The organism is Streptomyces sp. GQ60 (assembly GCF_059758875.1).
The window spans coordinates 355,946-381,921 of record NZ_JCAXEG010000005.1 but is presented as its reverse complement, the minus strand read 5'-3'; the positions used below and the strand labels follow the sequence as shown (position 1 = coordinate 381,921).

At 68.1% G+C, this 25,976-nt stretch carries 15 protein-coding genes; 9 read left to right on the top strand and 6 right to left on the bottom strand.

What is annotated here, in order from left to right; all coding sequences use genetic code 11:
- Positions 1-71: 71 nt before the first annotated feature.
- The 7 genes from AC6CKD_RS15765 to AC6CKD_RS15735 all read left to right on the top strand — a co-directional run bounded on the left by AC6CKD_RS15765 (position 72) and on the right by AC6CKD_RS15735 (position 13,322).
- Positions 72-1,133 (top strand): LCP family protein, encoded by a 1,062-nt coding sequence (locus AC6CKD_RS15765; RefSeq protein ID WP_498327933.1) that lies wholly within the window; start codon positions 72-74, stop codon positions 1,131-1,133.
- A gap of 262 nt (positions 1,134-1,395) precedes the next feature.
- Positions 1,396-2,433 (top strand): hypothetical protein, encoded by a 1,038-nt coding sequence (locus AC6CKD_RS15760; protein WP_498327931.1) that lies wholly within the window; start codon positions 1,396-1,398, stop codon positions 2,431-2,433.
- 445 nt (positions 2,434-2,878) lie between these two features.
- Positions 2,879-4,573: a stealth family protein gene (locus AC6CKD_RS15755; RefSeq protein ID WP_498327930.1), complete on the top strand. Its 1,695-nt coding sequence runs from the start codon at positions 2,879-2,881 to the stop codon at positions 4,571-4,573.
- Between the two features lie 11 nt (positions 4,574-4,584).
- On the top strand, positions 4,585-7,323 hold the full coding sequence (locus tag AC6CKD_RS15750; RefSeq protein ID WP_498327928.1) for a bifunctional glycosyltransferase/CDP-glycerol:glycerophosphate glycerophosphotransferase: 2,739 nt from the start codon (positions 4,585-4,587) through the stop codon (positions 7,321-7,323).
- Positions 7,324-7,373: 50 nt separating this feature from the next.
- Complete coding sequence (locus tag AC6CKD_RS15745) at positions 7,374-8,810, top strand: glycosyltransferase family 2 protein (protein ID WP_498327927.1); 1,437 nt, start codon at positions 7,374-7,376, stop codon at positions 8,808-8,810.
- 47 nt (positions 8,811-8,857) lie between these two features.
- Positions 8,858-11,599 (top strand): bifunctional glycosyltransferase/CDP-glycerol:glycerophosphate glycerophosphotransferase, encoded by a 2,742-nt coding sequence (locus AC6CKD_RS15740; protein ID WP_498327925.1) that lies wholly within the window; start codon positions 8,858-8,860, stop codon positions 11,597-11,599.
- 55 nt (positions 11,600-11,654) lie between these two features.
- A complete protein-coding gene (locus AC6CKD_RS15735; protein ID WP_498327923.1) occupies positions 11,655-13,322 on the top strand; it encodes a phosphodiester glycosidase family protein in 1,668 nt (555 codons plus the stop codon).
- A gap of 83 nt (positions 13,323-13,405) precedes the next feature.
- On the opposite strand, the gene AC6CKD_RS15730 is transcribed toward AC6CKD_RS15735, so the two are convergent.
- The 6 genes from AC6CKD_RS15730 to AC6CKD_RS15705 all read right to left on the bottom strand — a co-directional run bounded on the left by AC6CKD_RS15730 (position 13,406) and on the right by AC6CKD_RS15705 (position 21,906).
- Positions 13,406-14,920, bottom strand: a complete 1,515-nt coding sequence (locus tag AC6CKD_RS15730; protein WP_498327922.1) for an amino acid permease — start codon at positions 14,918-14,920, stop codon at positions 13,406-13,408.
- A gap of 134 nt (positions 14,921-15,054) precedes the next feature.
- On the bottom strand, positions 15,055-16,971 hold the full coding sequence (gene dxs / locus AC6CKD_RS15725) for a 1-deoxy-D-xylulose-5-phosphate synthase (protein ID WP_389689615.1): 1,917 nt from the start codon (positions 16,969-16,971) through the stop codon (positions 15,055-15,057).
- Positions 16,972-17,223: 252 nt separating this feature from the next.
- Entirely contained in the window at positions 17,224-18,495 is a 1,272-nt protein-coding gene (locus AC6CKD_RS15720) for a sugar ABC transporter permease (protein ID WP_498327920.1), read from the bottom strand.
- Complete coding sequence (locus AC6CKD_RS15715) at positions 18,492-19,280, bottom strand: ATP-binding cassette domain-containing protein (RefSeq protein WP_498327918.1); 789 nt, start codon at positions 19,278-19,280, stop codon at positions 18,492-18,494. The genes AC6CKD_RS15720 and AC6CKD_RS15715 overlap by 4 nt, the downstream gene beginning before the upstream one ends.
- Positions 19,281-19,457: 177 nt before the next feature.
- Complete coding sequence (locus tag AC6CKD_RS15710; RefSeq protein ID WP_498327916.1) at positions 19,458-20,573, bottom strand: substrate-binding domain-containing protein; 1,116 nt, start codon at positions 20,571-20,573, stop codon at positions 19,458-19,460.
- Between the two features lie 118 nt (positions 20,574-20,691).
- On the bottom strand, positions 20,692-21,906 hold the full coding sequence (locus tag AC6CKD_RS15705; RefSeq protein WP_498327915.1) for an ROK family transcriptional regulator: 1,215 nt from the start codon (positions 21,904-21,906) through the stop codon (positions 20,692-20,694).
- 588 nt (positions 21,907-22,494) lie between these two features.
- On the opposite strand from AC6CKD_RS15705, the gene mgtA reads away from it, so the two are divergent.
- On the top strand, positions 22,495-25,215 hold the full coding sequence (gene mgtA, locus AC6CKD_RS15700; protein WP_498327914.1) for a magnesium-translocating P-type ATPase: 2,721 nt from the start codon (positions 22,495-22,497) through the stop codon (positions 25,213-25,215).
- A gap of 34 nt (positions 25,216-25,249) precedes the next feature.
- Entirely contained in the window at positions 25,250-25,975 is a 726-nt protein-coding gene (locus AC6CKD_RS15695) for an MgtC/SapB family protein (RefSeq protein WP_498327913.1), read from the top strand.
- Position 25,976: the final 1 nt, after the last annotated feature.

The following is a 25,976-nucleotide window of genomic DNA, read 5'->3' as shown; positions in this document are numbered from 1 at the left end:
CCGCGCCTTCCCCGTGATGGCGGTCACCCTTGCCCGACCGCCGATCTCCGGGACCAGAGGACACCTAAGGTATGACTCAGACGACCGACGCACCGCCGCGTTCCCGCAGGGCTCCCAGCAGGAGAAGCCGCAAGAAGCGGGTGTTCGTCTCCATATCGCTGACCCTGCTCGTCCTTCTGCTCATAGCCGGCGGCGTCGGCTGGTGGGGGTACAGCCACCTCAACGGCAACATCGACAGCGTCGACCTGGACCAGGCGATCGGTGTCGACAACCGGCCGGCGAAGGTTCCCGACGCCGGGCAGAACATCCTCGTCCTGGGCTCCGACTCGCGCGCCGGCGCCAACGGCGACCTCGACCAGGGTGACGTCAGCGGCTCCCGCTCGGACACCAACATGCTGGTGCACATACCCGAGGGCCGTAAGAAGGCCACCGCCGTCAGCATCCCCCGCGACACCCTCGTCACCCGCCCCGACTGCAAGGACGAGAAGGGCAAGTCGGTCGCCGGGGCGAAGCGCGTCATGATCAACGGAGTGATCGGGACCGGCGGCCCGGCCTGCCTCGTCAAGACCGTCGAGCAGATGTCGGGCGTGCGCATCGACAACCTGGTCCAGGTGGACTTCGCCGGCTTCAAGGAGCTGGTGGACGCGCTCGGCGGAGTGACCGTCACCCTGGAGAAGCCCATCAAGGGCGGCCTGAACCTGGACGCGGGCACGCACCGCCTCAACGGCACCGACTCCCTCAAGTTCGTTCGTACGCGCCACGGTTACGGCGACGGCAGCGACCTCGGACGCATCGACCTGCAGCAGAAGTTCATGCTGGCGATGCTGTCCGAGATCAAGAACCAGGACGCCCTCGGCAACCCGGCCCGGCTCTACAAGCTCGCCGACGCCGGTACCAAGGCGCTGACGACCGACTCCGAGCTCGGCTCCCTCAAGGGTCTGACGGACTTCGCCCAGAGCATGAAGGGCGTGGACCCCGCCACCATGGAGACGATCATGCTGCCGGTCGAGTACGACAAGATCGACAAGAACCGCGTGGTCGCCGTCGAGCCGCAGGCGTCGCAGCTGTGGGAGGCCCTCCGCAAGGACGAGCCGATTCCGGCCTCCGCGAAGAAGTCCCCGGCCAAGGGCTGACAGCCGGCCGGGCCCTCCGCGTCGGCCCGTGCCCCTTCGGCCCGCTCAGGCGGCCGCGCCGTCGTGGACGGCGCCGACGGGCCAGGGAACGTGCGTTCGCTCAGGCTTATGATGTGGAGAATCCCGGAGGCGCCTGCTGGCACCGGGCTGGACTCAGGAGGGAACGGCACAGATGCGCGGCAGAGGTGCGCAGGCGGCGGATCGGCCGTCCCGATCCGGTGTCGCCGCTCAGGTGCGGCCCGGCAGCCGATCCCTGACGGCGGTGGCCACCGGGACGTGGCTGCTGCGCGGGAACGACGACCGGCTCGCGGTGTACGCGCTCGTCGAAGGCGGCGTCAACCGCTGGACGGAGACGGCGGTCGGCAGTGCGCGGTGGTCCGGGCCGGCCTTCTTTCCCGCCGAGGGGCTGACCGACCTCGCCGTCGCCCAGGGGGCCAACCACTACGTGCACCTCCTCGGGCGCAAGGAGCTGAGGCAGGCCGGAGGCCCGCCCAAGGTCGAACTCGTCCATGCCGTTCAGTACCAGTCCGGCAGGCCGCTGGTGGACTGGCGCTCGCTGGGCAACCCGTACCGCGACGCGAAGGACGCCGGGACGCTCGGCGTGCCGACCGCCGCCATCGACGGGCGGGGCATCGTGCACGTCTTCGTCTCCGGTGGGGGCGGCGGGGTCATGATGCGCCGGGACACCAAGCGCTCCTGGGAGGGATGGCGGGACCTGCGCGGCGGCGAGACCGCCGGAGCCCTGGCGGCCGCGGCGAATTCCGCCGGGCTCGTCGAGGTCCTCGCGCCGGGCCGCAGGTCGGTCATGCACTGGGTCCAGATGGAGCCGGGCGGCGATCTGCGCCGTACCGAGGACTGCATGCCCGCCCCGGCACCCGGTTCGGCGGCCTTCCTGGAAACCGCCCCCGGCGTCCTCACCGCGTACTGGACCGAGCAGAGCGGCACGGGCGTCTACGCGCAGCGGCCCGGCGCATGGGCCTTCCCCGTGGGCGGAGCCCCGGGGGACGGATCCCACGCCACGCTCCGGGCGGGCATCGACGGCTACGACTGCACGGTCCTGGCCCACCGGGGACACACGGGAACGGCGCTGCTCGGCCTCTGCGGCACCGGCGCCGAGGCCTCCGGCCTGTGGTGGACCGACACCGGGGTGCCCTGTACCGGTACTCCCGCGTTGGCGCTGGACGGGCACGGACGGGTCGTCATGGCCGCCGTGCAGGAGGACCGCAGCATCGTGGTGAGCCGTCAGGGGATGGAACCGGGTCTGGTTCTGTCCGACTGGGACCGGCTGCCGGAGCACTGAGTCCGCAGGCCCGCAGGGCCGGTGACACCCGGCCCTGCGGCAGGCCACGCACGGCAAACGCCCGCTGAACGCGCGATCTTGAAAAGGTTGTACGGGACGATCAGTGATGATCACCACAGTCCATCTGGCGTTCACTAGACGTCTTCACCTGGCCTTTAAGTAAACCTTTATGCAAAGCTTTGTCTGCTACCCGACGTGCGGGTGTGTCGCAAGGGTGTCAGCCCGCGAAGTGATGAAGCGAGCTTCTTCCGTTCCAGGGGACGGCGTCGAACGACGCGGGTTTCCCCTCGAAGGCTGAGCCGCCAGGTATGGACGGGGGAGATCCCTCTTGGGTGGCTCGGGCAATCCCGAAGCCGGTGCGCTGGTTTCGGTGTATCGGTCTACGGTCCCGACCGGAGCGAGGCAGCGTCTGGTTCGCGGTGTGCCGTCACCCGTCCGCCGGGCCGTGAAATCCTCGCTCGATGCCGCCGACACCATGCGATCGGCCACCGTGGTCTGGGCGATGGGCGGCAAGCGCAAGGCGCCCCGTCACAGTGCCGCCTACAACCAGCGCGTCATCCGTGTGGGACGCCGCCACATGCGTGCGCTGAGCGTCGAGGGCGTGACGGACTGGGCCGCTCGCGCGCGCAATCTGAACATCGTCGTCTCCGTTCTGGAAGCGGCCGGCATCGACTACTTCTGCGTGCGGGGCACCGCCAGCGGGCTGCCCACCGTGGCGGTACCCGCCGAGTTCCGCTCGGTCGTGGAAGAACTGCTCCAGCTGGCGTTCGAGCAGGCCCCCGGCTACGTGGGCCCGACGGGCGGCAACGAGGCCCGCATGGAGCCCGGCAGCGACGAACGGTCATGGCGACACCTGCGCAAGCACAAGGTGCTGCGGGTCGCCTGGTACGTGTGCGACCCGACGCAGCAGCTCGTCTTCGGCGCGGCCACCGGATGCGACGTGGAAATGTGGTCCGAACAGGACGGGGAGCTGCGGGCCCCCCGCCCCAATCGGGTCATTACGGCCGTGCCGGCCAGCACCCCCCGCAAATCGGCGCCGCAGAGGCTCTTCAGCCCCATACCCCCGGCCTACCACACAGGCGACGCCCGGACCCTGGCCGAGTTCGCCGTACGGCTCCCCGAAGACCACGCGTTCCCGATCGACGTCGTCTACACCTGGGTCGACGACTCCGACCCCGTCTGGCGACAGTCCCGGGACCGCGCGCGCCAGCTGGTCTCCCCGGGCGGGCTGCACGAGCAGGCGGCGAACGACTCGCGGTACACCAGCCGCGACGAGCTGCGCTACTCGCTGCGGTCGATCCACCAGAACGCTCCCTGGGTGCGCAACATCTACCTCGTGACGGCCGGCCAGACTCCGTCCTGGCTGGACACGCGGCACCCGAACCTCCACGTGGTGGACCACCGGGAGATCTTTTCCGACTTCACCGCCCTGCCCACGTTCAACTCGCATGCCATCGAGAGCCAGCTGCACCATATTCCAGGACTCTCGGAATGCTTCCTCTACCTGAACGACGACGTGTTCTTCGGCCGCCCGGTGACCCCCGAGCGCTTCTTCCACCCGAACGGCATATCTAAATTCTTCACCTCGCCTGCGCTGATACCCGGCGGTGCGGTTTCTCCATCTGATCTCCCCGTCGACGCAGCGGGAAAGAACAGCCGGTGGCTCATCGCGCAGAAGTTTGGACTTGCCATTTCTCAGAAGATGAAGCACACCCCGCACGCACTGAGAAAATCCGTCCTGAGGGAAATCGAAGAGGAGTTTCCGCAGGAGTACGCCACCACCCAGCATTCGCGTTTCCGATCGCCGCGGGACGTTCCGATCGCTTCGTCCCTGCACCACTATTTCGCATACCACTCCGCGCGCGCGACCCTGGGTGACATTCAGTACCGCTACATCGACCTGTCGGCCGACCTGGCCCAAAGGCGGCTGAACACCCTCCTAGCCAACCGGAACATGGACACCTTCTGCCTGAACGACACGGTGACCTCGGCCGACCCGCAGGCGCAGGCGGAAATGCTGCAGCGTTTCCTTGACGCATATTTTCCGGTACCCAGCCCTTACGAGATCACCGAGCACGAAGATGCTCCTGAACTGGGCGCTGCGCCGGAGAACATGCTCGATGCCGCTGAACGCGAGTGAGTCCTGCCGACATGAATTCCTATGACGTCAGCCTCGTGGTGCCGGTCTACAACGTGGAGCAGTACCTCCAGGACTGCCTGGACTCCATCGAGGCGCAGACGGTGTTCGAGCGCTGCCAGGTCCTGCTCGTCGACAACGGCAGCACGGACGGCTCCTACGGCCTCTGCGCCGAGTTCGCCCGCCGGCACGCCAATGTGACCGCACTCGTGCGCCATGGCGGTGGCGCGGGCGCGGCCCGGAACCTCGGCATGGACTGGGCCACCGGTGCGCGCATCACGTTCTGCGACTCCGACGACCTGCTCCCGCCCACGGCCATCGAACGCATGCTGGACGTTTCGCTTTCGAGCGGCGCCCAGGTCGTCATCGGCGCGATGGAGACCTTCCCGAAGAAGACCAACTGGCAGTGGAAAGACCACTTCGGCAAGGGCGACCGGGTCTTCGGGAGCATTGCCGAGATGCCTGAACTCGTACACAGCGCCAGTGCCTGCAACAAGCTCTTCGACCTGTCCTACTTGCGGTCCCACGGCATCAGATTCGCAGAGGGCGTCCACTTCGAGGACGCCTACGTCGGCGTTTCCGCACTCGTTCTCGCCACCCGCCTCGCGCTGGTCGACACGTGTGTCTACAAATACCGCAAGCGCGCCGCGGGGAACTCGACCATGGACGCGATCTGGACGCGGCGGCAGAACTACTGGGATCACCTGTATCTGGTGGAATATCTGCACCGCCTGGGAGAGACCCTACCGGATTCCACACGCGCCGTGTTGAACCTCTTTCTCGTACGGAGCTATCAGGGATTCGCGCTCAGGGCGCCGGAGCTCTTCCAGGGACCAGAACTGGAAGAGCTCTATTCGCGATGCCGGGCGGTCTACTGGAACGTCTCTCCCGAGGTGGTCGCCCGAGCAACCGCCGACGGACGGCACCGGGTGGCCTATTTCGCGTTCATGACCGGAAATTTCGGCCTCTTCGCCGATCGGGCGGCCGTGCTCCACACCGTCTCGGCGCGCGACGGCCGTCCCTATTTCGCCGCCGGTGTTCCGGAGCAGTTGTCCCCCGTGGTGGAAGCCACGCCCTTCACCGCCCATCTCGAGCACGTCCGCGAGGTGCCCGGCACCGGCATGCTGCGGCTCTCCGGACGGTTCGAGGTCTGCGGCATGCCCCTGGTCCGGCCCCTGCCCGGGGGCCTCGGCCTGCGCGTGCGCGGAAGCCGCCTCAGCGTGTCCGCCACGCAGGTCCGCCGTCGGGACATGAAGAACATCCGGCCCGACACGGAGTGGGGCGGCTTCACCGCCGACCTGCCCCTCGAATCCCTGCGGCACGGGATGCACGACCTCGATTTCGTCCTCGACACCGGGGACGGCCAGGTGGTCACCCCGTGCCTGGTCGCCGCGGGCTTCCTGCGCGGGGCGCGGGTCGTCGAACACCGCGGGGTGCGGGTGGTGCCGCACTGGAGGGGAAAGAACCGGGCCGTCCTGATGGTCTCCAGCGCGCCGCGCGGGTCCGGCAAGCGGAGCATCCGCAACGGGCTTCTCGTCAAGGACGCCAAGCACGTGCTGCGCAGACGGCCCTTCTGGAAGCAGCGCCTCGCGCGGCTGCTCACGAAGCCGCTGTTCCTCGGCAGGGACATCTGGCTGTTCGGCGAGCGGGGCGACACGGCGCAGGACAACAGCTCGCACCTCTTCAGGCACGCGCGCACCGACGGCAAGCGGCGCGGGGCATACTACCTCATCCGGGCCGGCAGCCCCGACCGCGCGCACCTGGCGGGTCTGGGACACGTCGTCGCCCACAGCTCCTGGAAGCACAAGCTGCTGATGCTGCACGCGTCGGTACTGATCAATGCCTATGACGTCGACACCTACATGCTGCCGGACGGGTGGGACCGGACCCGCTACCTCAAGCACCTGAACTGGCGCGTGGGTGCCCGCCGGGTGTTCCTCCAGCACGGCGTGACGGACAAGGACGTCAGCAAGGGTCTGCACCGCAACCGCACCGGCGTCGACCTCATTCTCGCCGTCAGCCGGCACGAGGGCCGGTTCCTCTCCGAGGAACTCGGCTACGAGGGTCAGGTGGCCGTCTCCGGCTTCCCCCGCTTCGACGCACTGGTTCCCGACCGCGGTGGGCGCCGGATCCTGTTCATGCCGACCTGGCGCGCCTATCTCACCGTCCCCTCGTACAGCCGCACGGGGGGCGGGCGCGAGGAGGAGCAGGCCGCGCGCGAACGGTTCCTCGCCTCCAGCTACCGGGATTTCATGGTCCGCTTTCTGAACGACCCCCACCTGCTGGCCGCATTGGAGCAATTCGGCTACACGCTGGACTTCCTTCCGCATTACGAGATGCGCGGGATGGTCGGCGAGATGGCGCCCTCGGAACAGCACCGGGTTAGAATCGTGGACCAGAACGAGGTCACGGTGCAGGACGCGATGAGGAGATGTGACCTGTTCATCACGGACTGGTCTTCCACCGCGTTCGACGTCGCATACCTCGGAACCCCTTTGGTGTACGCCCAGTTCGACGCCGATGAATATTGGGGCGGGCATTACCAGAAGGGGTACTTCGACGCCCGGCGAGATGGATTCGGACCGGTCGGCGAATCCGTCGGGGACGTGGTGCGCGAAGTGATTCGCTATATGCAGGTCGGCTGCGAACGGGAGCCCGAGTACCTGCGGAGAGTGGAGTCGTTCTTCGAGCACCAGGACCGGAGGAACAACGTGAGGGCATCGGAAGCGATCGAGCGGCTCGTCCGGAACTGAATTATTCATGCTGCCCGTAAGGAGGAAGTATGTCCCAAGGTAACCCCGACGTGACAATCGTCGTGCCCTTCCGCGACGTCGAGAAGTTCTTCTCAGAATTTCTGGCGTCGGTGGCCGCACAGACGGCCTTCTCGCGGGCCCGTGTCATTCTCGTCGACAACGGAAGCACCGACACCTCGGTGGGCATCGCACATGAATTCATGAGCAGCCACGCCAATGTCGAACTCGTGTCGCAGCCGCAGGGCCGGGCCGGCGACGCGCGCAACATGGGCATGGACATGGCGACGACGCCGTACATCGTCTTCTGGGACGCTGACGACATCGTTCCCGAGCGGTCCCTCGAGGTCCTGCGGAACACCATCGCCAAAACCAGGGCCACGGTGGTCGTGGGCCGTGACAAGCGCATACCGAAGCCGGTCACGTCGCCTTGGCACAAGTACTTCGGCAAGACCGTCAAAACGGTGGGCAGCGTCGTCGACGTCCCCGATCTGATCCACTCGGCATCCTGCTGGAACAAGATCTTCGATCTCGACCTGCTGCGCTCCCGGGGCATCCGGTTCGGTACCGGCACGGCCTTCGAGGACGCGTACGTCTCCCTCCCCGCGCTGCTCGCGTCGGAGCGCATCGCACTGGTCGACGCCCCCGTCTACGAGTACCGCACCCGCGGTGACGGCACGTCCGTCATGGACACCATCTGGGACCTTCCGCAGAACTACGTGGACCACCTGGTGATGCTGGAGTACCTCGGCGCGATGCGCGGGGCGCTCTCGCCGTACCAGCAGGAGACGCTGGAACGATTCCTGATCCGCAGCATGCAGGGCTTTCTGCTGCGCGCTCCGCTGGTCTTCAGCGAACCGGATTGCCGACACCTCTTCGAACGCTGTCGCGCGCTCTACTGGGGCATCACGTCTCAGCAGATCGCACTCAGCACGAACGACACCAGGCACCGCCTGCCCTATCTCGCACTGCACTTCGGGGACTTCGACCTCTTCAGTCGGCCGGCTTCCGTCCTCGGAACGCTTTTCGGGCGCGAGGGTGACCTCTACGTCGACTACCCGGGAACTTCCTGGTCCTTGCCCCTCACCAAGGTCACGTCGGTTTCCGCACGCATTGAGGAAATGTACGACGCCGAGGGTGGCGTCGCCGTCATCCACGGCCGGTTCTCGGTCAACGGCCTGCCCGATGAATCGCTGGAAAAGCTTGAGTTGAAGGTGTGGTTCGAGCGGAGCGGAAAGACCATTCCGGCGGTCAACCACGGGCAGGCCCGCAACGCGGCGGGCCAGTCCGGAGGGACCTTCAGCGTGACCGCCGACGTTCGGGAATTCCCGGCGGGGTCCTTCCCCATCCGACTCGTGTTCTGCACCGAGGGCAGGGACGTCTCACGACCCTGTGCCCTGTACCCGGGGCTGTCCCAGCAGTCCCGCGCCGCGAGGGTCACGGCCGACGGCCCGGGCTCCCAGCTCGTCGTCGAGTCCAACCACCTCTGATCAGGATCCGCTCCAGAAATGGGGTATGCAGGAAGTAGGAGTCATACGTGTTCGAGCCCGTCTACGACGTTGCCGTCGTCGTCCCCATCTACAACGTGGAGAGGTACCTCTCGGAGTGCCTGGACTCCCTGGCCCGCCAAACGATATTTGGCCGCTGCCAGGTGATTCTGGTCGACAACGGCAGCCATGACAGCTCGCCTGCCATCGCCGCGGAGTTCGCTTCGCAGCACCAGAACGTATGGGCCATCATCCACGCCGACGGGAAGGCCGGTGGCGCCCGGAACGCCGGCATGGACCTGGCCAGCGCCCGGTACATCACCTTCTGCGACTCCGACGACGAACTGCCCGCCAACGCGCTCGAAACCATGCTGAACGTCATGGTCAAGGAGGCCGTTCCGCTCGCCATCGGGCGGATGGAGACGTTCCCCGAGCCGACCAACTGGCCTTGGCTCCGCTACATGGGGAAGACCGTCAAGGTGCATCCCGGAATCGAGAACATTCCGGAGATGATTCACGGCGGAAGCGCCTGCCACAAGCTCTTCGACATCGAATTCCTGCGGGCCCACAACATCCGGTTCCGTGAAGGCGTCCACTTCGAGGACGCGTTCTTCTCGGTTCCCGCCATGCTGCTCGCGGATCGCATCGCGACCGTCCCCACCACGGTCTACCGGTACCGCAAGCGTGCCACGGGGGACTCCACGATGGACAAGCTGTGGGAGCGCAAGGCGAACTACTGGGATCACCTCCTCCTGGAGGAGTACCTGATGACGCTCCGCCCCCACCTGTCAGGGCATCGTCAGGAAGTCCTCAACCGGTTCCTGGTCCGCAGCTACCAGGGCTTCGCCCTGCGCGCGCGCGAGGCCATGGGTGACGAGGAGCTGTTCCAGCTGTTCCTGCGGGCCCGCGCGGTCTACACGCAGCTGACCCCCGAAGCGGTCCTGGCCGCCACCATCGACACACGCCACCGGGTGGCGTTCCTGGCGATGTACATGAACTGGTTCGAGCTCTTCGCGCGCCCGGAGCAGGTGGTCAACGGCGTGTACGGACGCGGCGACGACCTCTATCTCGACCTCTCCGTGCCGAGTGCGCTGGTGCCGTTGACGAAGGTCTCCGCCTCCAGCGTCCACGTGGAACGCATCCAGGTCGATCACGAGTCCAACGGGGTCCTCGTCGCCGGGCGCTTCGTACTCAACGGACTCCCGATGAACGGCCCCATGCGCAGCCCCATGAAGATGTGGCTGGAGAACAGCGGCCAGATGGTGGAGGCGCGTCAGGTACCGCGCAGCGACTTGAAGGCGACGCGCGAGGACATGGAATGGGGCGGATTCGAGGTGACCGTCCCCGTGGGGTCCATGAAGAGCGGCGAGTTCCCCATGAAGCTGGTGTTCTGCACCGCCGGACGCGACGTCTCCCGCCCCGCCATGATCACGCTCACGATGCTGCGCGGCGCCCGGGGCATGAAGGTCGCCGGCCGCTGGGTCCTGCCGCTGTCGAAGGGCAAGGACAACGCCGTTCTGGTCGTCCAGGAGGCACGGGGCGGGGGTGGCGACAAGTCCTGGGAGGAGTTCCTCGACGGCATGGACCGCGATCAGAAGAAGCGCAAAGCGCCCTTCTGGCGTGCTCGTGCCATCCGGCGTTCCACTCTCAAGTTCTTCCGGGGCAAAGAGGTCTGGCTCCTCGGTGAACGCAAGGACACCGCGCAGGACAACAGCATGCACCTCTTCACGTACCTGCGGACGCACGAGCGCCGGCGCAAGGTGTACTACGTCATCCAGAAGGACAGCCCGGATTACGCGAAGCTGAAGCCGCTGGGCAACGTGGTGGCGCACAGTTCGTGGAAGCACAAGCTCCTCATGCTCCACGCGGCGCTGCTGATCAACGCCTACGACATCGATTCGTACATGCTCCCCGACGGCTGGGACCGCACGAAGTACCTCAAGCACCTCAACTGGCGCGTGGGGGCCCGTCGGGTCTTCCTGCAGCACGGGGTCACCGGCGCGGACCACAGCATGGGCCTGCACCGCAACCGGACCGGCCTGGACCTGGTGGTCGCGACCAGCGACCGGGAGGCCCAGTACTTCTCCGAGCACATGCACTACGGAGACCGGGCCCGGGCGCTGGGATTCGCGCGCTTCGACGCATTGCTGCCGGACCGCGGCCGTCGCCGGATCCTGCTGATGCCCACGTGGCGCAAGTACCTGACGGTTCCGTCGTACCTCAAGCAGGACGGAGCCGACCTGGAAGCCGCCAACGAGATCTTCCGGGAGTCGGCCTACCGGGAGTTCATGGTGCGGCTGCTGAACGACCCGAGGCTCTTGAAGGCGCTGGAGTACTACGACTACGTGCTCGACTTCCTTCCGCACTACGAGATGCGGGACATGATCGAGGGAGTCGTTCCGAACCATCCCCACGTGCAGCGCCTGGACCAGACGGAGGTGAGCGTCCAGACCGCCCTTCGCCAGTGCGACCTGTTCATCACCGACTGGTCCTCCGTCCACTTCGACATGGCCTACCTCGGCACGCCGCTCATCTACGCCGAGTTCGACCCGGAGGACTACTGGGCGAAGCACTCCAGGAAGGGGTACTTCGATGCGGGGCGCGACGGATTCGGACCGGTCTGCGCCACTGTTGACCAAGTGGTGAACGAAGTGATCCGCTACCTCGGCAACAATTGCGTCCGAGAGCCCGAGTACGACTACCGGGCACGGTCGTTCTTCGCCTTCGAGGACAGGAACAACTGCGCCCGCACGACGGCCGCGCTCGCGGAACTCGCAGCGGCGGACAGGTGACGGAGCGAGCCGCTCGCGTCACCAGTGCTCGGCCGGATCTACAAGGGGAGCACGTTTGAGGGCCTCGTTCGGTACACGGTCCCTGCTGATCGGCCTGTTCGTGGCCGCGGTGGGGATCGTGGCCGCGTTGCTGATGTTCCCGGCGCCGGCGCCCCCGTCGGCCGCGGAGTCCACCGTGTACGGCAGCCACATGCCGTTGGGGTCCGACGAGCTCACCACACAGGCGAGCGCGAAGAGGACGTTGGCGCCCGGCGTCAGCTACCAGACGTTCACCCAGGGCACCGCGTCGGACCGGTGGACCGTCTGGGTGAAGCACGACGGGATCGAGACGTTCGGCACCAAGGCCGCCGCGGAAAAGGTGGTCACCGAGCTGTCGGCCGAGGGCATCGGCTCGACCCTCTCCACGTTCACCTCCCCCGCCTCCTCCGACACCCCCGCCGCGACGATCGGCTACGGAGTGCGCGTCGGCTCCTTCCCTCCCGCGGAGAAGACCTCGGTCGATCAGCTCGCGGACCGGGTCCGGAACGCGGGGTTCGGCGCCCGGGTCGTCTACACCGCGCTGGACGGCAAGCCGAGCACCGGCCCCTGGAAGGTGCACGTCGTCCGTGTCGCTCCGACAGCCGACGTCAGCATCAAGGCGGTACACGGCAAGGACATCTCCACGTCGGAGACGGTACGCAAGATGGCGGTGTCGAGCGGGGCTCTCGCGGCCGTCAACGGTTCGGAGTTCGACATCCGCACCTCGCCCGGGTTCTCCGGCTACGACGGAGTGCCGCAGGGGCTGTACGTGAAGGACGGCGTCGTCCTGGGAGCCGCCAACAACGGGCGTTCGGCCCTGTTGCTGCAGAGCGACGACGCCCGCGTACGGATCGCCGAAGCCACGTCCGCCCTCAAGGTGAAGGCGCCCGACGGCGCGACCCACGCCGTCGACGGGGTCAACCGCGTGGCCGGACGCGTCGCGGGCTGCGGCGGCGTGGGCGGAGACCTGTTCGGTGCGAACGGGACGTGGAGCCCGACGCTCAAGCCGTGGCGCAACCAGCTGTGTCTGGACGACGACGAGATCGTCATGTTCCGTCCGGAGTGGGGTCGCTCGACCCCGGATCCGAGTTCGGGAGCGGCCGACAGCGTGGAGGTCGTCGTGAACGGCACCGGTCTGGTCACCGATGTCCGTTCGCCGGCCGGCGGTCCCATCCCCCGGGAATCCCGTGTGCTCCAGGGCATCGGTACCGGGGCCACGTGGCTGCAGGCCCGGGCGCCGCTCGGAAGCCTGCTCACGTTCGACACGTCGGTCAAGGACACGGCCGGGGGTGCGGTGACCGGCTCCGCGCTGTCGGCGGTGGCGGGCGGCGGCCCCGCCCTGGTGAGGGACGGAGAAATCTTCCTGAACACCGCGGCCAACGGTCTGACGAAGGTCACCGGGGAGCCGAACGGCACGCTGGTCCAGCGTCATCCCCGCACGATGGCCGGTGTCACCGATTCCGGCGAGCTGCTCCTGGTGACCGTCGACGGACGCGCCGTCGACAGCAGCGTCGGTGTCACCTGGCCCGAGGGCGCGGCGGTGATGAAGTGGCTGGGAGCCACCGACGCGATCGGGTTGGGCAGTGGAGGCGACTCGACGATGGTGGTCGACGGGGCTCTCGCCAATCACCCCATGGACGACTGGAGTTCGAAGTCGGCCGAGCGCAAGCTGAGCAACGCGGTGGTCGTGGTGCCCCGGGACTGAGTCCGGCCGTGCGTGGCCGGCCGTGCACCGCCGGCCACGACGAAGGCCGGCGCCGACCTCGTCGGCACCGGCCCTGTCGGACGTCAGCGGCCTTCGCGCGCCGGGTTCGGGGTCATGCCCTCGCCCCGGCCCAGCCGGCTGTGCTGCTTCCCGTAGAGGAAGTAGACGGCGATGCCGACGACCATCCAGATCCCGAAGCGCAGCCAGGTCTCGGCCGGCAGGTTCAGCATCAGCCACACCGACGCGGCGATCGACAGGATGGGGACGAACGGCACCCACGGGGTGCGGAAGGACCGGTGCAGGTCGGGCCGGGTGCGGCGCAGCACCATCACGCCGAGCGCGACGACCACGAAGGCGAAGAGCGTGCCGATGTTCACCAGGGTCGCCAGCTCGTTGATGCTGGTGAAACCGGCGACGATCGCGATGACCACGCCGAGCAGGATCGTCGGCCGGTACGGCGTACGGAACTTCGGGTGGGTCCGCGAGAAGAACCGCGGCAGCAGTCCGTCTCGGCTCATCGCGAAGAACACCCGGGTCTGGCCGAGCAGCAGGATCATGCACACGGTGGTCAGGCCCACGGCGGCGCCGAAGCTGATGATGCCTCCGTAGACCGGATGGCCTGCGGATTTGAAGGCGTCGGCCAGCGGAGCGCTGACGGAGAGCTCCTTGTAGTTCTGCATGCCGGTCACCACGATCGAGACCGCCACGTAGAGCACGGTGCAGATGATCAGCGAGCCGAGGATGCCGCGCGGCATGTCCCGCTGCGGCAGCTTGGTCTCCTCGGCGGCGGTGGCCACCACGTCGAAGCCGATGAAGGCGAAGAAGACCACGGAGGCGGCGGTGAAGATGCCCATGATGCCGAAGTTGGTGGGCGCGTAGCCGAAGAGGAGCTGGACCAGCGGGGCATCCAGTCCGGAGCCGCCCGTCTGGGGTTCGGCCGGCGGGATGAACGGCGTGTAGTTGGACTTCGTGATGAAGAACGCGCCCGCGATGATCACGATGAGCACCACCGTGACCTTGATCGCGACGACCACCGCGGTGATCCGCGCGGACAGCTTCACGCCGACGACCAGGATCGCGGTGAGGACCAGGACCAGGACGAAGGCGAGCAGGTCGAAAGTGCCGCCCGGAACGTCGGGCCCCTGGAGCGAAACGGGCAGGTGGATACCGACGTTGTCCATGAGCGAGCGGACGTACCCGGACCAGCCGACGGCGACGACCGCGGTGCCGAGCGCGAACTCCAGCACGAGGTCCCAGCCGATGATCCAGGCGGGCAGCTCGCCGATCGAGGCGTACGAGAAGGTGTACGCGGATCCGGCCACCGGGACGGTCGAGGCGAACTCGGCGTAGCACAGGGCGGCCAGCGCGCACACGATGCCGGCGGCGACGAACGCGAGGGCCGTGGAGGGTCCGGCGGTCTCCTTGGCGACCTTGCCCGTGAGGACGAAGATGCCGGTGCCGATGATCACGCCGACACCGAAGACGGTCAGGTCCCACGAGGAGAGCGACTTCTTGAGCGCGTGTTCCGGCTCTTCCGTGTCCAGGATCGATTGCTCGACCGATTTGGTACGGAAGGGGCCCTTCAGGTTCCTACTCACCGACGCACCTCCGCGGGAGGGACCACATCCAAACGAAACGGGCCGGAAGGCCCACCCCCTCAGGGTGAACCTCCCGGCCCGTGACGTGCAACCGCAGATGATCAGCCGCGGCGCGGACGCGGCACGGGCTCCGCTCAGTCGACGGCGGCGGCCGGCTCGCTGTCGTAACGCCCGTCCAGCTTGGCCACCAGGCCGGTGACCTGCCGCGCGATGTCCGGAGCGGTCAGGCCGATCTCGGCCATGACCTCCTTGCGCGTGGCGTGGTCCAGGAAGCGCTGCGGAATGCCGAAGTCCCGCAGGGGTACGTCGACCCCCGCGTCCCGCAGTGCCTGCGCGACGGCGGAGCCGACGCCGCCGGCACGGCTGTTGTCCTCGACGGTGACGACCACGCGGTGGCGGTCGGCGAGCGGGGCCAGGGCCTCGTCCACCGGCTTGACCCAGCGGGGGTCGACGACGGTCGTGGAGATGCCCTGCTTGTCGAGCAGGTCGGCGATCTCCAGGCACATCGGGGCGAGCGCGCCGACCGAGACGAGCAGTACGTCCGGACGGGTGACCTCGTCGGCCGGACGGCGCAGCACGTCCATGCCGCCGATCCTGCCGACCGCCGGGACGGCCGGGCCGACGACGCCCTTGGAGAAGCGCACCACGGTCGGCGCGTCCTTCACCAGGACGGCCTCGTTCAGCTGGGCCCGCAGCTGCTCCGCGTCGCGCGGGGCGGCCAGGCGCAGGCCCGGGACCACCTGGAGGATGGACATGTCCCACATGCCGTTGTGGGAGGCGCCGTCGGTGCCGGTGACCCCGGCGCGGTCCAGGACGAAGGTGACCCCGCACTTGTGCAGGGCCACGTCCATCAGGACCTGGTCGAAGGCGCGGTTGAGGAAGGTCGCGTACACCGCGAAGACCGGGTGCGCGCCGCCGGAGGCCAGGCCGGCCGCCGAGGTGGCGCCGTGCTGCTCGGCGATGCCGACGTCGAAGATCCGGTCCGGGTAGGCGTCGGCGAACTTCTTCAGGCCCACCGGCTGGAGCATGGCCGCCGTGATGGCGACGATGTCCTTGCGGTCCCTGCCGAGCTTGACCATCTCGTCGGCGAAGACGGAGGTCCAGCTGGCCGCGTCCGTGGAGACGGGCAGACCGGTGTCCGGGTGGATGACGCCGACCGCGTGGAAGCGGTCCGCCTCGTCCTGGACGGCCGGCTCGTAGCCCCGCCCCTTCTGGGTGAGGCAGTGGACGATGACCGGTCCGCTGAAGCGCTTGGCGCGCTGCAGGGCCGATTCCAGGGCCTCGATGTCGTGGCCGTCGATGGGCCCGATGTACTTCAGGCCGAGGTCCTCGAACATGCCCTGCGGGGCGATGAAGTCCTTGAGGCCCTTCTTGGCGCCGTGCAGGGTCTCGTAGAGGGGCTTCCCGACGACCGGGGTGCGCTCCAGGAGGTCCTTGCCGCGGGCCAGGAAGCGCTCGTAGCCGTCCGTGGTGCGCAGGGTGGCCAGGTGGTTCGCGAGGCCGCCGATGGTGGGGCCGTACGAGCGCTCGTTGTCGTTGACGACGATCACCAGGGGGCGGTCCTTGGCGGCGGCGATGTTGTTCAGCGCCTCCCAGGCCATGCCTCCGGTGAGGGCCCCGTCGCCGATGACCGCGGCGACGTGGTGGTCCTCCTTGCCGAGGACCTCGTTGGCCTTCGCGAAGCCGTCGGCCCAGCCCAGCACGGTGGACGCGTGCGAGTTCTCGATCACGTCGTGCTCGGACTCGGCGCGCGACGGGTAGCCCGACAGGCCGCCCTTGGTGCGCAGGCCGCCGAAGTCCTGGCGGCCGGTGAGCAGCTTGTGCACGTAGGCCTGGTGACCGGTGTCGAAAAGGACCTTGTCCTTGGGCGAGTCGAAGACCCTGTGCAGAGCGATCGTCAACTCGACCACACCGAGGTTGGGGCCGAGGTGCCCGCCGGTCTTGGAGACGGCGTCGACGAGGAAGGTCCTGATCTCTGCGGCGAGCCGGTCGAGCTCCTCCTGGCTGAGCCGGTCCAGATCGCGCGGTCCCTTGATGCGGGTCAGCAGCACCCGTGCCTCCTTGCAGTCGCTTGCTGGTCTGCCGAGTCTAATGTTCGCCACTTGGGCGGCAGTAAAGCGCGGTCCCGGTCAGGTCACACCTTTGTCATACATGTACACATCCGCACGGAGGCACACCCCCCGAAAGGGGCCATACCCGCACATCTGTGCGTACATACCTACGCACAGGTGCCCGGCGCCACACCGAGTGGCACCGGGCACTGTGACGGTTCTAACCGTCCTGTCACGCTCCGCGCACGCCGGTCAGGCGCGCCCGGCCGTCTTCTGCGTCTTACGGGTGATCGAGTCGATCACCACGGTGGCGAGGAGGACCGCGCCGGTGATCATGTACTGGATCGGCGTCGCGATTCCCTCCAGAGCCAGACCGTACTGGATGGAGGTGATGACCATGACGCCGAGGAGGGCGTTCCAGGTCCGGCCGCGGCCGCCGAAGAGGCTGGTGCCGCCGATGACGGCCGCCGCGATCACGTTCATCAGCAGGTCGCCGGCGCCGGCGCTCTGGTTCGCCGCCGCGATCTTGGAGGCCCAGAAGAGCCCGCCGATCGCCGCGAAGGTGCCGGCGATCGCGAAGACCGTGATCCGGACCCGGTTGACGTTGATGCCCGCGCGCCGGGAGGCCTCGACGCTGCCGCCGAGGGCGAAGACCTGGCGGCCGAAGGTGGTGCGCCGCAGGAGGAAGTCCGTGGCGACCAGGGCCAGCACGAAGAGCACGATCGCCAGCGGCAGGCCCTTGTACTGGTTGAACACCATGGCCGGACCGAAGGTGAACACCGCGAGGAGCCCGGTGCGCAGCAGGATGTCACCGAGCGGGCGGGAGGGGATCCCCGCCGCCGCGCGGCGGCGGTTGTCGGAGAACGTGGCGAGGAAGTAGCCCACCACGGCGACGGCGGCCAGCCCGTAGCCGACGGCCACGTCCGAGAAGAAGTACGTGGTCAGCTGCCCGACCACGCCCTCGGAGTCGAGGTTGATCGTGCCGTTGCTGCCGAGGATCTGCAGCATGGCGCCGGACCAGAAGAGCAGGCCCGAAAGGGTGACGGCGAAGGCCGGGGCGCCGATCTTGGCGAAGAAGAAGCCGTGGAGGGACCCGATCAGGGCACCTCCGGCGATCGCCGCGAGGATGGCCAGCCATTCGTTGACGCCGTTGGTGACCGAGAGGACGGCCACGATCGCGCCCGAGACGCCGCTGACCGAGCCGACCGAGAGGTCGATCTCGCCGAGCAGCAGGACGAAGATGATGCCGACCGCCATCATGCCGGTGGCCGTCATCGTGATCGCGATGTTGGTGAGGTTCTCGGCGCCGAGGAAGTTCGAGTTCAGGCCCTGGAAGATGCTCCAGATGATGATCAGGCCGAGGACGACGGGCACGGAGCCCAGGTCGCCGGCCTTGAGCTTGCGGCCGAACTCGTTCACGTACCCGGCGAGGCCCTGCTCGCGGACGAGCAGGCGGGGGTCCACGGCCGGGATGGCGTCGTGGGCGGCGGCCGGGTTGACGGGGTCTATGTGCTGGGTGCTCACTTGCGGGCCTCCCCGGTGCGGGCCGCCCGGCGGGTCACGGCGTTGTCCGTGGCCCCGGTGATGGCGGAGATGATCTCTTCCTGCGACGTGTCCTTCACGGAGAAGACGCCGTTGTTGCGGCCCAGCCGCAGGACGGCCACCTTGTCGGCCACGGCCTTCACATCGGCCATGTTGTGGCTGATGAGGATGACGGCGTGACCGCGCTCGCGCAGCCGCTCGACCAGGTCGAGCACCTGTGCGGTCTGCTCGACGCCGAGGGCGGCGGTGGGCTCGTCGAGGATCACGAGCTGGGGCTCGCCCAGCATGGAGCGGGCGATCGCCACGGTCTGGCGCTGACCGCCGGAGAGCGAGGCGATGGGGATGCGGACGCTGGGTATCCGGATGGACAGGGTGGTCAGGAGTTCGCGTGCGCGCCGCTCCATCTCCACCTCGTCGAGGATGCCGCGCCGCTTGATCTCGCGTCCCAGGAAGAGGTTGCCGACGACATCGATGTTGTCGCACAGCGCGAGGTCCTGGTAGACCGTCGCGATGCCCAGGTTCTGGGCGTCGTGGGGCTTGGTGATCGAGACCGGGCGGCCCTCCCACTCGATGACTCCGTCATCGATGGGGTGCACGCCGGCGATCGTCTTGACCAGCGTGGACTTACCGGCGCCGTTGTCGCCGACGAGGGCGACCACCTCGCCGGAGTGGATCTCGAGTTCTACGTCGGTGAGGGCCTGAACGGCGCCGAACCGCTTCGAGACCCCTCGCAACGCCAGTACGGGCGCAGCGGACACATGAACCATCTCCTTGCCGCCTGACCGGCGGGGATGTCGTGCAAAAGAGCAGGACCACGGGGGATTGAGAGAAACGAAGGTGCGTGAGAGAAGCGATTCTGTCCGGCGCCCCGCCAGTGGCGGGATGGAGGCGGGAGCGCCGGACAGGCATGGGGGCCGGCTCGGCGGACCGAGCGGCGGGGGGCCTTACTTCAGGCCGGCGGCGGCGCAGGCGGCCGCGTACTTGTCGGTGCAGATCTCGTCGACCGTGTAGACGTTGTCGCGGATGACGGTGTCCTTCACGTTCGCCTTGGTCAGCGAGACGACCGGGATCAGCAGGGACGGGACGCCCTTGGTGGTGGGGCTGTCGACCTTGGCGGTCGCGATGGTCGCGATCGGCTCGCCCTTGGCGAGCGCGACGGCCATCTTCGCGGCGGCCTCGGCCTCGGGGGCGTACGGCTTGTAGACGCTCATGAACTGCTCGCCCGCGACGATGCGCTGCACACCGGCGAGTTCGGCGTCCTGGCCCGTGACCGGGGGCAGGGGGCTCACGCCGGCCGCCTTGAGGGCGGTGATGATGCCGCCGGCCATGCCGTCATTGGCGGAGTAGACGCCGATGACCTTCTCCTTGCCGAGCGCCGAGAGCGCGGCCGCCATGTTGGTGTTGGCGTTCTCCGGCTTCCACTCGACGGTGTCGTACTCCTTGCCGACGTTCACGTTGCCGTCGAGGACGGAGTGCGCGCCCTTCTTGAACAGCGCGGCGTTCGGGTCGGTGACGGAGCCGTTCATCATGACGATCTGGCCGTCCTTGGCCTTGTCGCCCAGGGCCTCCAGGAGCGCCTTGCCCTGGACCTTGCCGACCTCTTCGTTGTCGAAGGAGGTGTACGCGTCGATCGGGCCTTCGGCGAGGCGGTCGTAGGCCACGACCGGGATGCCGGCCTCCTTGGCCTTCTTGACCGAGCCGGCGATGGCCTTGGAGTCCACCGCGTCGATGATCAGGACGTTCACCTTGTTGGTGATCATCGTGTCGACCTGCGAGTTCTGCGTGGTCGCGTCCTGCTTGGCGTTGGCGTAGACGACCTCGCCCTTGCCCGCGGTCAGGTCCTTGACCGTCTTCTCGATGAGCGGCTTGTCGAACTTCTCGTAACGCGCGGTCTGGTTCTCCGGCAGGAGCAGACCGACCTTGATCGCGCCGCCCTTGACCGCGCCGGTGGCGTTGTCCTTCTTGTCCCCGGACTCCTTCGCGCTGCCACAAGCGGCGAGCGAGACGGCCATGGTGCCGGCGGCAACGGCGACGGCGACTCTGCGCATACGCGTGTTCATTACTTGAACCTCCCTGACGAGGCCGCAGCACTGCGGCCGAGGTGGATGTGAGTCAACCCCGGCCGCGAGTTTGTCGTCAAGGAGTGAATGCTTAACGAGATGACAACGACGCCATTCGTTATCTAACTGAAGACAAGACGGCGGGAGCTCGCACTCCACTTCCATTTTCCGCCAAAAGCGTCGAATCGCCCATCTCACTCAGTACGAGGGCCAGCGCGCCCAGCACCTCGGCCCGCCCGCCCAGGGACCCCGTGAGCACCGACAACTGCCGGGCGGCACTGGGGATCGCGTACCTCCCCACGGATTCACGGATGGGGGCCAGGACCAGTTCACCGGCGTCCGCGAGCGAGCCGCCCAGAACCACCCGGCTCGGGTTCAGGAGATTGCACAGACTGGCCACGCCGCTGCCGATGTGGCGGCCCACGTCCGTGATGACCCGGCGGCAGCCGGGGTCCCCGTCCCGGGCCAGTTCCACCACCCGTTCCATCGTCAACTCCGGTCCGTGGCTGCTCTGCAGGAGCGGCAGCACGTACCGGGCGGCGGCGAAGGTCTCCAGGCAGCCGCGGTTGCCGCAGCGGCAGACCGGACCGGATTCGTCGAGCGTGATGTGCCCGATCTCGCCGGCCGTGCCGCCGGGTCCCCGGTAGATCTGCCCGTTGATCACGAGGCCGGCACCGACTCCGCTGGCGACCTTGATGTAGGCGAGGTCCTTTACTCCCCGGCCACTCCCCCAAACGAGTTCTCCGAGCGCTCCGAGGTTCGCGTCGTTGTCCACGTACACCGGGACGCCCAGGCGCTGCGAGAGCTCGCGCCGCGGGTTGATCCCGGCCCAGCCCGGCAGGATCGCGGTGGAGCCGAGGGTGCCGGACTCCACGTCGATGGGGCCCGGTACGCCGAGCCCGACGCCGATGACCTTGTCGCGGCCGATCCCTATGCCCTCGACGAGCCGTCCGACCAGGGCTTCCGCCCGGTCGAAGCCCTCGACCCAGGAGGCGTCCACGTCCAGCGGCTCGGACTCCTCGGCCAGCACCTGGTGGGCCAGGTTCCCCACGGCCACCCTCAGGTGGGTGTGGCCGAAGTCGACGCCGATCACGATGCCCGCGTCACCGCTGAGCGAGACGCTGCGCGCCCGCCTGCCCCCGGCGGAGGTGTCCGTGACCTCGACGGTCCCGGCCTCCTTGAGCTCCCGGACGATATTGGAGACCGTGGCCGCCGACAGTCCGGTGCTCCGGGCGATCTCCGCCTGGGTCAGCGAACCCGCGAGCCGTACCGCCCGTACGACGCGCTCCAGATTGGCGCGATGCAGTGAAGACTGCGATCCGGGAGTCTGCACGACTCATCCACTCCTGCCCATAAGCAACGGCAAGCCGTCGCCCCCCGGCCGGGACCGTCAGCGGCTGCGTGCTCCGGCTGACACGAGACCCCGGCGTCTCTCCAACTTGTGAACCTTAAGTCGAGCCTTTGCGCCTCGCGACGTCAAGAGGCCGCCGCAGTACGAATCGGCCACTACCGGTCATAAGTATGAGAGAAACCTCCATCCTGATCGTGCTACGGTCGCCGTGGCGCTGGTCATCACGGTCTTCACGGCCGGATCGGGCGCCCTCTGTCATGCAAGCGCTACGCGAGGAGGTGTTCGGGATGAGTCCCGATCGAAGTCCTTGCAGCGCTCTCTTCGGCTGAGCTCCCTGAGCAGCCGGTCTCTCTTCGAGTGTGCACGCCCGAGGCCCCGCGCCGCCTCCGTGCGTTTCTGCATTCATCTTCGTAACCCCTTCCGCACGCCCTGACGCTTCCGTCCGGCGCGCGTCATCCATGCCCACCGGCGTGCCTCGAGGCCTCACGGGCCCCCTCACGCCGACCCATGATCACTCCACGTGACCGCGCGGCTTCGCGCTGCCCGGACACCGTGGAGGGAGGTTTCGCCATGACCATGCTCACCCCCCGCACCCCCATGAAGCTCGCACCCCCGGGCCGGGCCCGCCGCGAGCGCAAGGCCGCCGAACTGGAGGCCCGCACCCGGACCGCCGGCGAACGGCTCGCCGCGATCAGCGCCCGCCCGGGCGTCCAGGTCCTGCAGGAGGTGGACGCCTCCCGCAACGGCCTCACCCACGCCGAGGCCGCGCTGCGCCTGGAGCGCCACGGCTCCAACGCCGTCGCCCAGGAACGCGCGCCGCGCTGGTACGTCCAGCTGGCGAAGGCGTACGCGAACCCCTTCATCGCCGTCCTGCTCTTCCTGGCCGCCGTCATGTACTGGCAGGAGCCCGGCGATCCGGGCGTCGTCATCCTCTCGGTGATGGTCGGGGTCAGCGGCCTGCTCCGCTTCTGGCAGGAGTACCGCTCGGGCCGCGCGGCCGACGCGCTCAAGCAGCTCGTCACCACCACCTGCGCGGTGCAGCGCCGGGCCGGCAGCGGCGCGGCCCCCACCACCTTCGAGGTCCCGATGGCCATGGTGGTCCCCGGTGACGTGGTCAAGCTGGCCGCCGGCGACCTGATCCCGGCCGACGTGCGGCTGATCACCTCCAAGGACCTGATGGTCGGCCAGGCCGCCCTGTCCGGCGAGTCCCTGCCGGTCGCCAAGGCCGACACCCGCACGGACGACCTCGGCCAGAGCGAGACCACCGACCCCGTCGAGGCCGACAACCTCTGCCTGATGGGCACTTCCGTGACCTCCGGCACCGCCACCGGACTCGTCGTCGCCACGGGCTCCGACACCTACTTCGGCTCGATGGCCGGCTCCCTGGTCGGCGAGCGCCCGGAGACCAACTTCGACACCGGTGTGCGCAAGGTCAGCTTCCTGCTGATCCGCTTCATGCTGGTGATGGTCCCGATCGTCTTCATGATCAACGGCTTCACCAAGGGCGACTGGGAGGCCGCCTTCCTCCTCGGCATCGCCGTGGCGGTCGGACTGACCCCAGAGATGCTGCCGATGGTCGTCTCCGCCAACCTGGCGCGCGGCGCGGTGGCCATGTCCCAGCGCAAGGTGGTCGTCAAGCGGCTCAACGCGATCCAGAACCTGGGCGCCATGGACGTGCTCTGCACGGACAAGACCGGCACCCTCACCGAGGACCGGATCGTCCTGGACCGCTACCTCGACGTGCACGGCGACGACGACAACGAGGTCCTGGAGTACGGCTACCTCAACGCGCACTTCCAGACCGGCCTGAAGAACCTGATGGACCAGGCGGTCATCGACCGCGTGGGCGAGGCCGAGGAGGTTGTCGTCGATGCCCGCTTCTCGATGGTCGACGAGATCCCCTTCGACTTCGCCCGGCGCCGGATGTCCGTGGTCCTGAACCGCAACAGCATCGTGGGCGGCGCCGGCCGGCCCGAACACGTCATGATCACCAAGGGCGCCGTCGAGGAAGTCCTCGCCCTGTGCTCCCACATGACGGACCGCGGGCAGAAGGTCGAACTGACCGAGCATCTCCGGTGGCACGTCTCGCGCATCGCCGAGGACAACAACCGCAAGGGCCTGCGCGTCCTGGCCGTCGCCACCCGCACGATGAGCGCCCCCCGCGACACCTACACCGTCGCCGACGAGGACCAGCTGACCCTGGTCGGCTTCCTGGCCTTCCTCGACCCGCCGAAGGCCGACGCCGCCCGGGCCCTGCAGGGCCTCGCCGACAAGGGCATCGCGGTCAAGGTCGTCACCGGCGACAACGAGCTCGTCGCCGCCCGGGTCTGCGCCGATGTCGGCCTCACCGTCGGCCATGTGGTCAACGGCACCGAGATCGACGTCCTCGAGGACGCGGAACTGCGCGCGCTGGCCGCCCGTACGACGGTCTTCGCCAAGGTCAACCCGGTGCAGAAGGCCAGGATCGTACGGGCCCTGCAGGCTGACGGCCACACGGTCGGCTTCCTCGGGGACGGCATCAACGACGCGGCCGCGCTGCGCGACGCGGACGTCGGCATCTCGGTGGACACCGCCGTGGACATCGCCAAGGAGTCCGCCGACATCATCCTGCTGGAGAAGGACCTGACCGTCCTGGAACAGGGCGTGATCCAGGGCCGGACCACCTTCGGCAACACGATCAAGTACATCAAGATGACGGCCAGTTCCAACTTCGGCAACGTCTTCTCCGTGCTGGTGGCGAGCGCCTTCATCCCGTTCCAGCCGATGCTGGCGATCATGCTGCTGGTCCAGAACCTGGTCTACGACATCGCCCAGCTGGCCACCCCGTGGGACCGGATGGACGAGGAGTACCTGCGCAAGCCCCGCAACTGGGACGCCAAGGGCATCGGCCGCTTCATGCTCTGCATCGGCCCGATCAGCTCGATCTTCGACATCGCGATGTTCGTCATCATGTGGAACGTGTTCGCCGCCAACACCGAGGCGCACGCGGCGCTCTTCCAGTCGGGCTGGTTCATCGAGGGCCTGCTCTCGCAGACCCTGGTCGTCCACATGATCCGCACCCGCAAGATCCCCTTCGTCCAGTCGCGGGCGTCCTGGCCGGTGATGGTGATGACCGTCCTCGCGGTGCTGACCGGACTCTTCCTGCCCTTCTCGCCGCTGGCAGCCTCGCTGGGCTTCGTACCCCTGCCGGCGAGCTACTTCCCGTGGCTGATCGGCGTACTGCTGGCGTACTGCACGCTCACGCAGCTGCTGAAGACCGTGTACATCCGCAAGTTCGGCACCTGGCTCTAAGGAGCCCGCACGAAGAGGAGAAGGGAGAAGGCCGATGACGCTCACCGAATGGGAGATGGCCGGGCACCTGGTCGCGGCGCTCGGATTCGGGGCGGCGATCGGCCTGGAACGCCAGTGGCGGGCCCGGATGGCGGGCCTGCGGACCAACGCCCTGGTGGCGGGCGGGGCCGCGCTGTTCGTACTGCTCTCGCAGTACGGGTTCATGAGCGAGGTCTCGGAGGTCCCGTACGACGGCTCGCGGGTGGCCGCCCAGATCGTCTCGGGGATCGGCTTCCTCGGCGCCGGCGTGATCATGCGCGACGGGCTCAGCGTCCGGGGCCTGAACACGGCAGCCACCCTGTGGTGTTCGGCGGCCGTGGGCTGTCTCGCGGGCACCGGGATGTTCGTCCTGGCGGCCTGCGGCACGGTGGGCGTGGTGGGGACGAACCTCCTGCTGCGCCCGCTGGGCCGGCGGATGGACCGCGAGCCGGGCGGCGGGGCCGAGGTGGCCACCGACTTCCACTTCGAGGCCGTCTGCCTGGAGGCGGAGGAGGCCCACATCCGCCACCGGCTGGTCGACGCGCTGGGCCGGCCGGGCTACCAGCTGCGCTCGATCCGCAGCCAGGACGGCCCGGAGGCCGGCCTGGTGACGGTGTCCGCGCTGCTGACCGCCGAGGGCGAGGGGGGCCGGATGCTCGAGGAAGCCGTCAGCAACCTCTCTCTCGATCCCTCCGTCTCGGCGGTCAGCTGGTCGGTCGTGCCCGACCCGTCCGCTGCCTGAG

What these genes read in the sequence shown, in the direction of transcription:
- AC6CKD_RS15765 (WP_498327933.1), top strand. Translation starts at nt 72, where the DNA reads ATGACTCAGACGACCGACGCACCGCCGCGTTCCCGCAGGGCTCCCAGC.
- AC6CKD_RS15750 (WP_498327928.1), top strand. Translation starts at nt 4,585, where the DNA reads ATGAATTCCTATGACGTCAGCCTCGTGGTGCCGGTCTACAACGTGGAG.
- AC6CKD_RS15715 (WP_498327918.1), bottom strand. Translation starts at nt 19,280, where the DNA reads ATGGTTCATGTGTCCGCTGCGCCCGTACTGGCGTTGCGAGGGGTCTCG.
- AC6CKD_RS15710 (WP_498327916.1), bottom strand. Translation starts at nt 20,573, where the DNA reads ATGAACACGCGTATGCGCAGAGTCGCCGTCGCCGTTGCCGCCGGCACC.
- mgtA (WP_498327914.1), top strand. Translation starts at nt 22,495, where the DNA reads ATGACCATGCTCACCCCCCGCACCCCCATGAAGCTCGCACCCCCGGGC.
- AC6CKD_RS15695 (WP_498327913.1), top strand. Translation starts at nt 25,250, where the DNA reads ATGACGCTCACCGAATGGGAGATGGCCGGGCACCTGGTCGCGGCGCTC.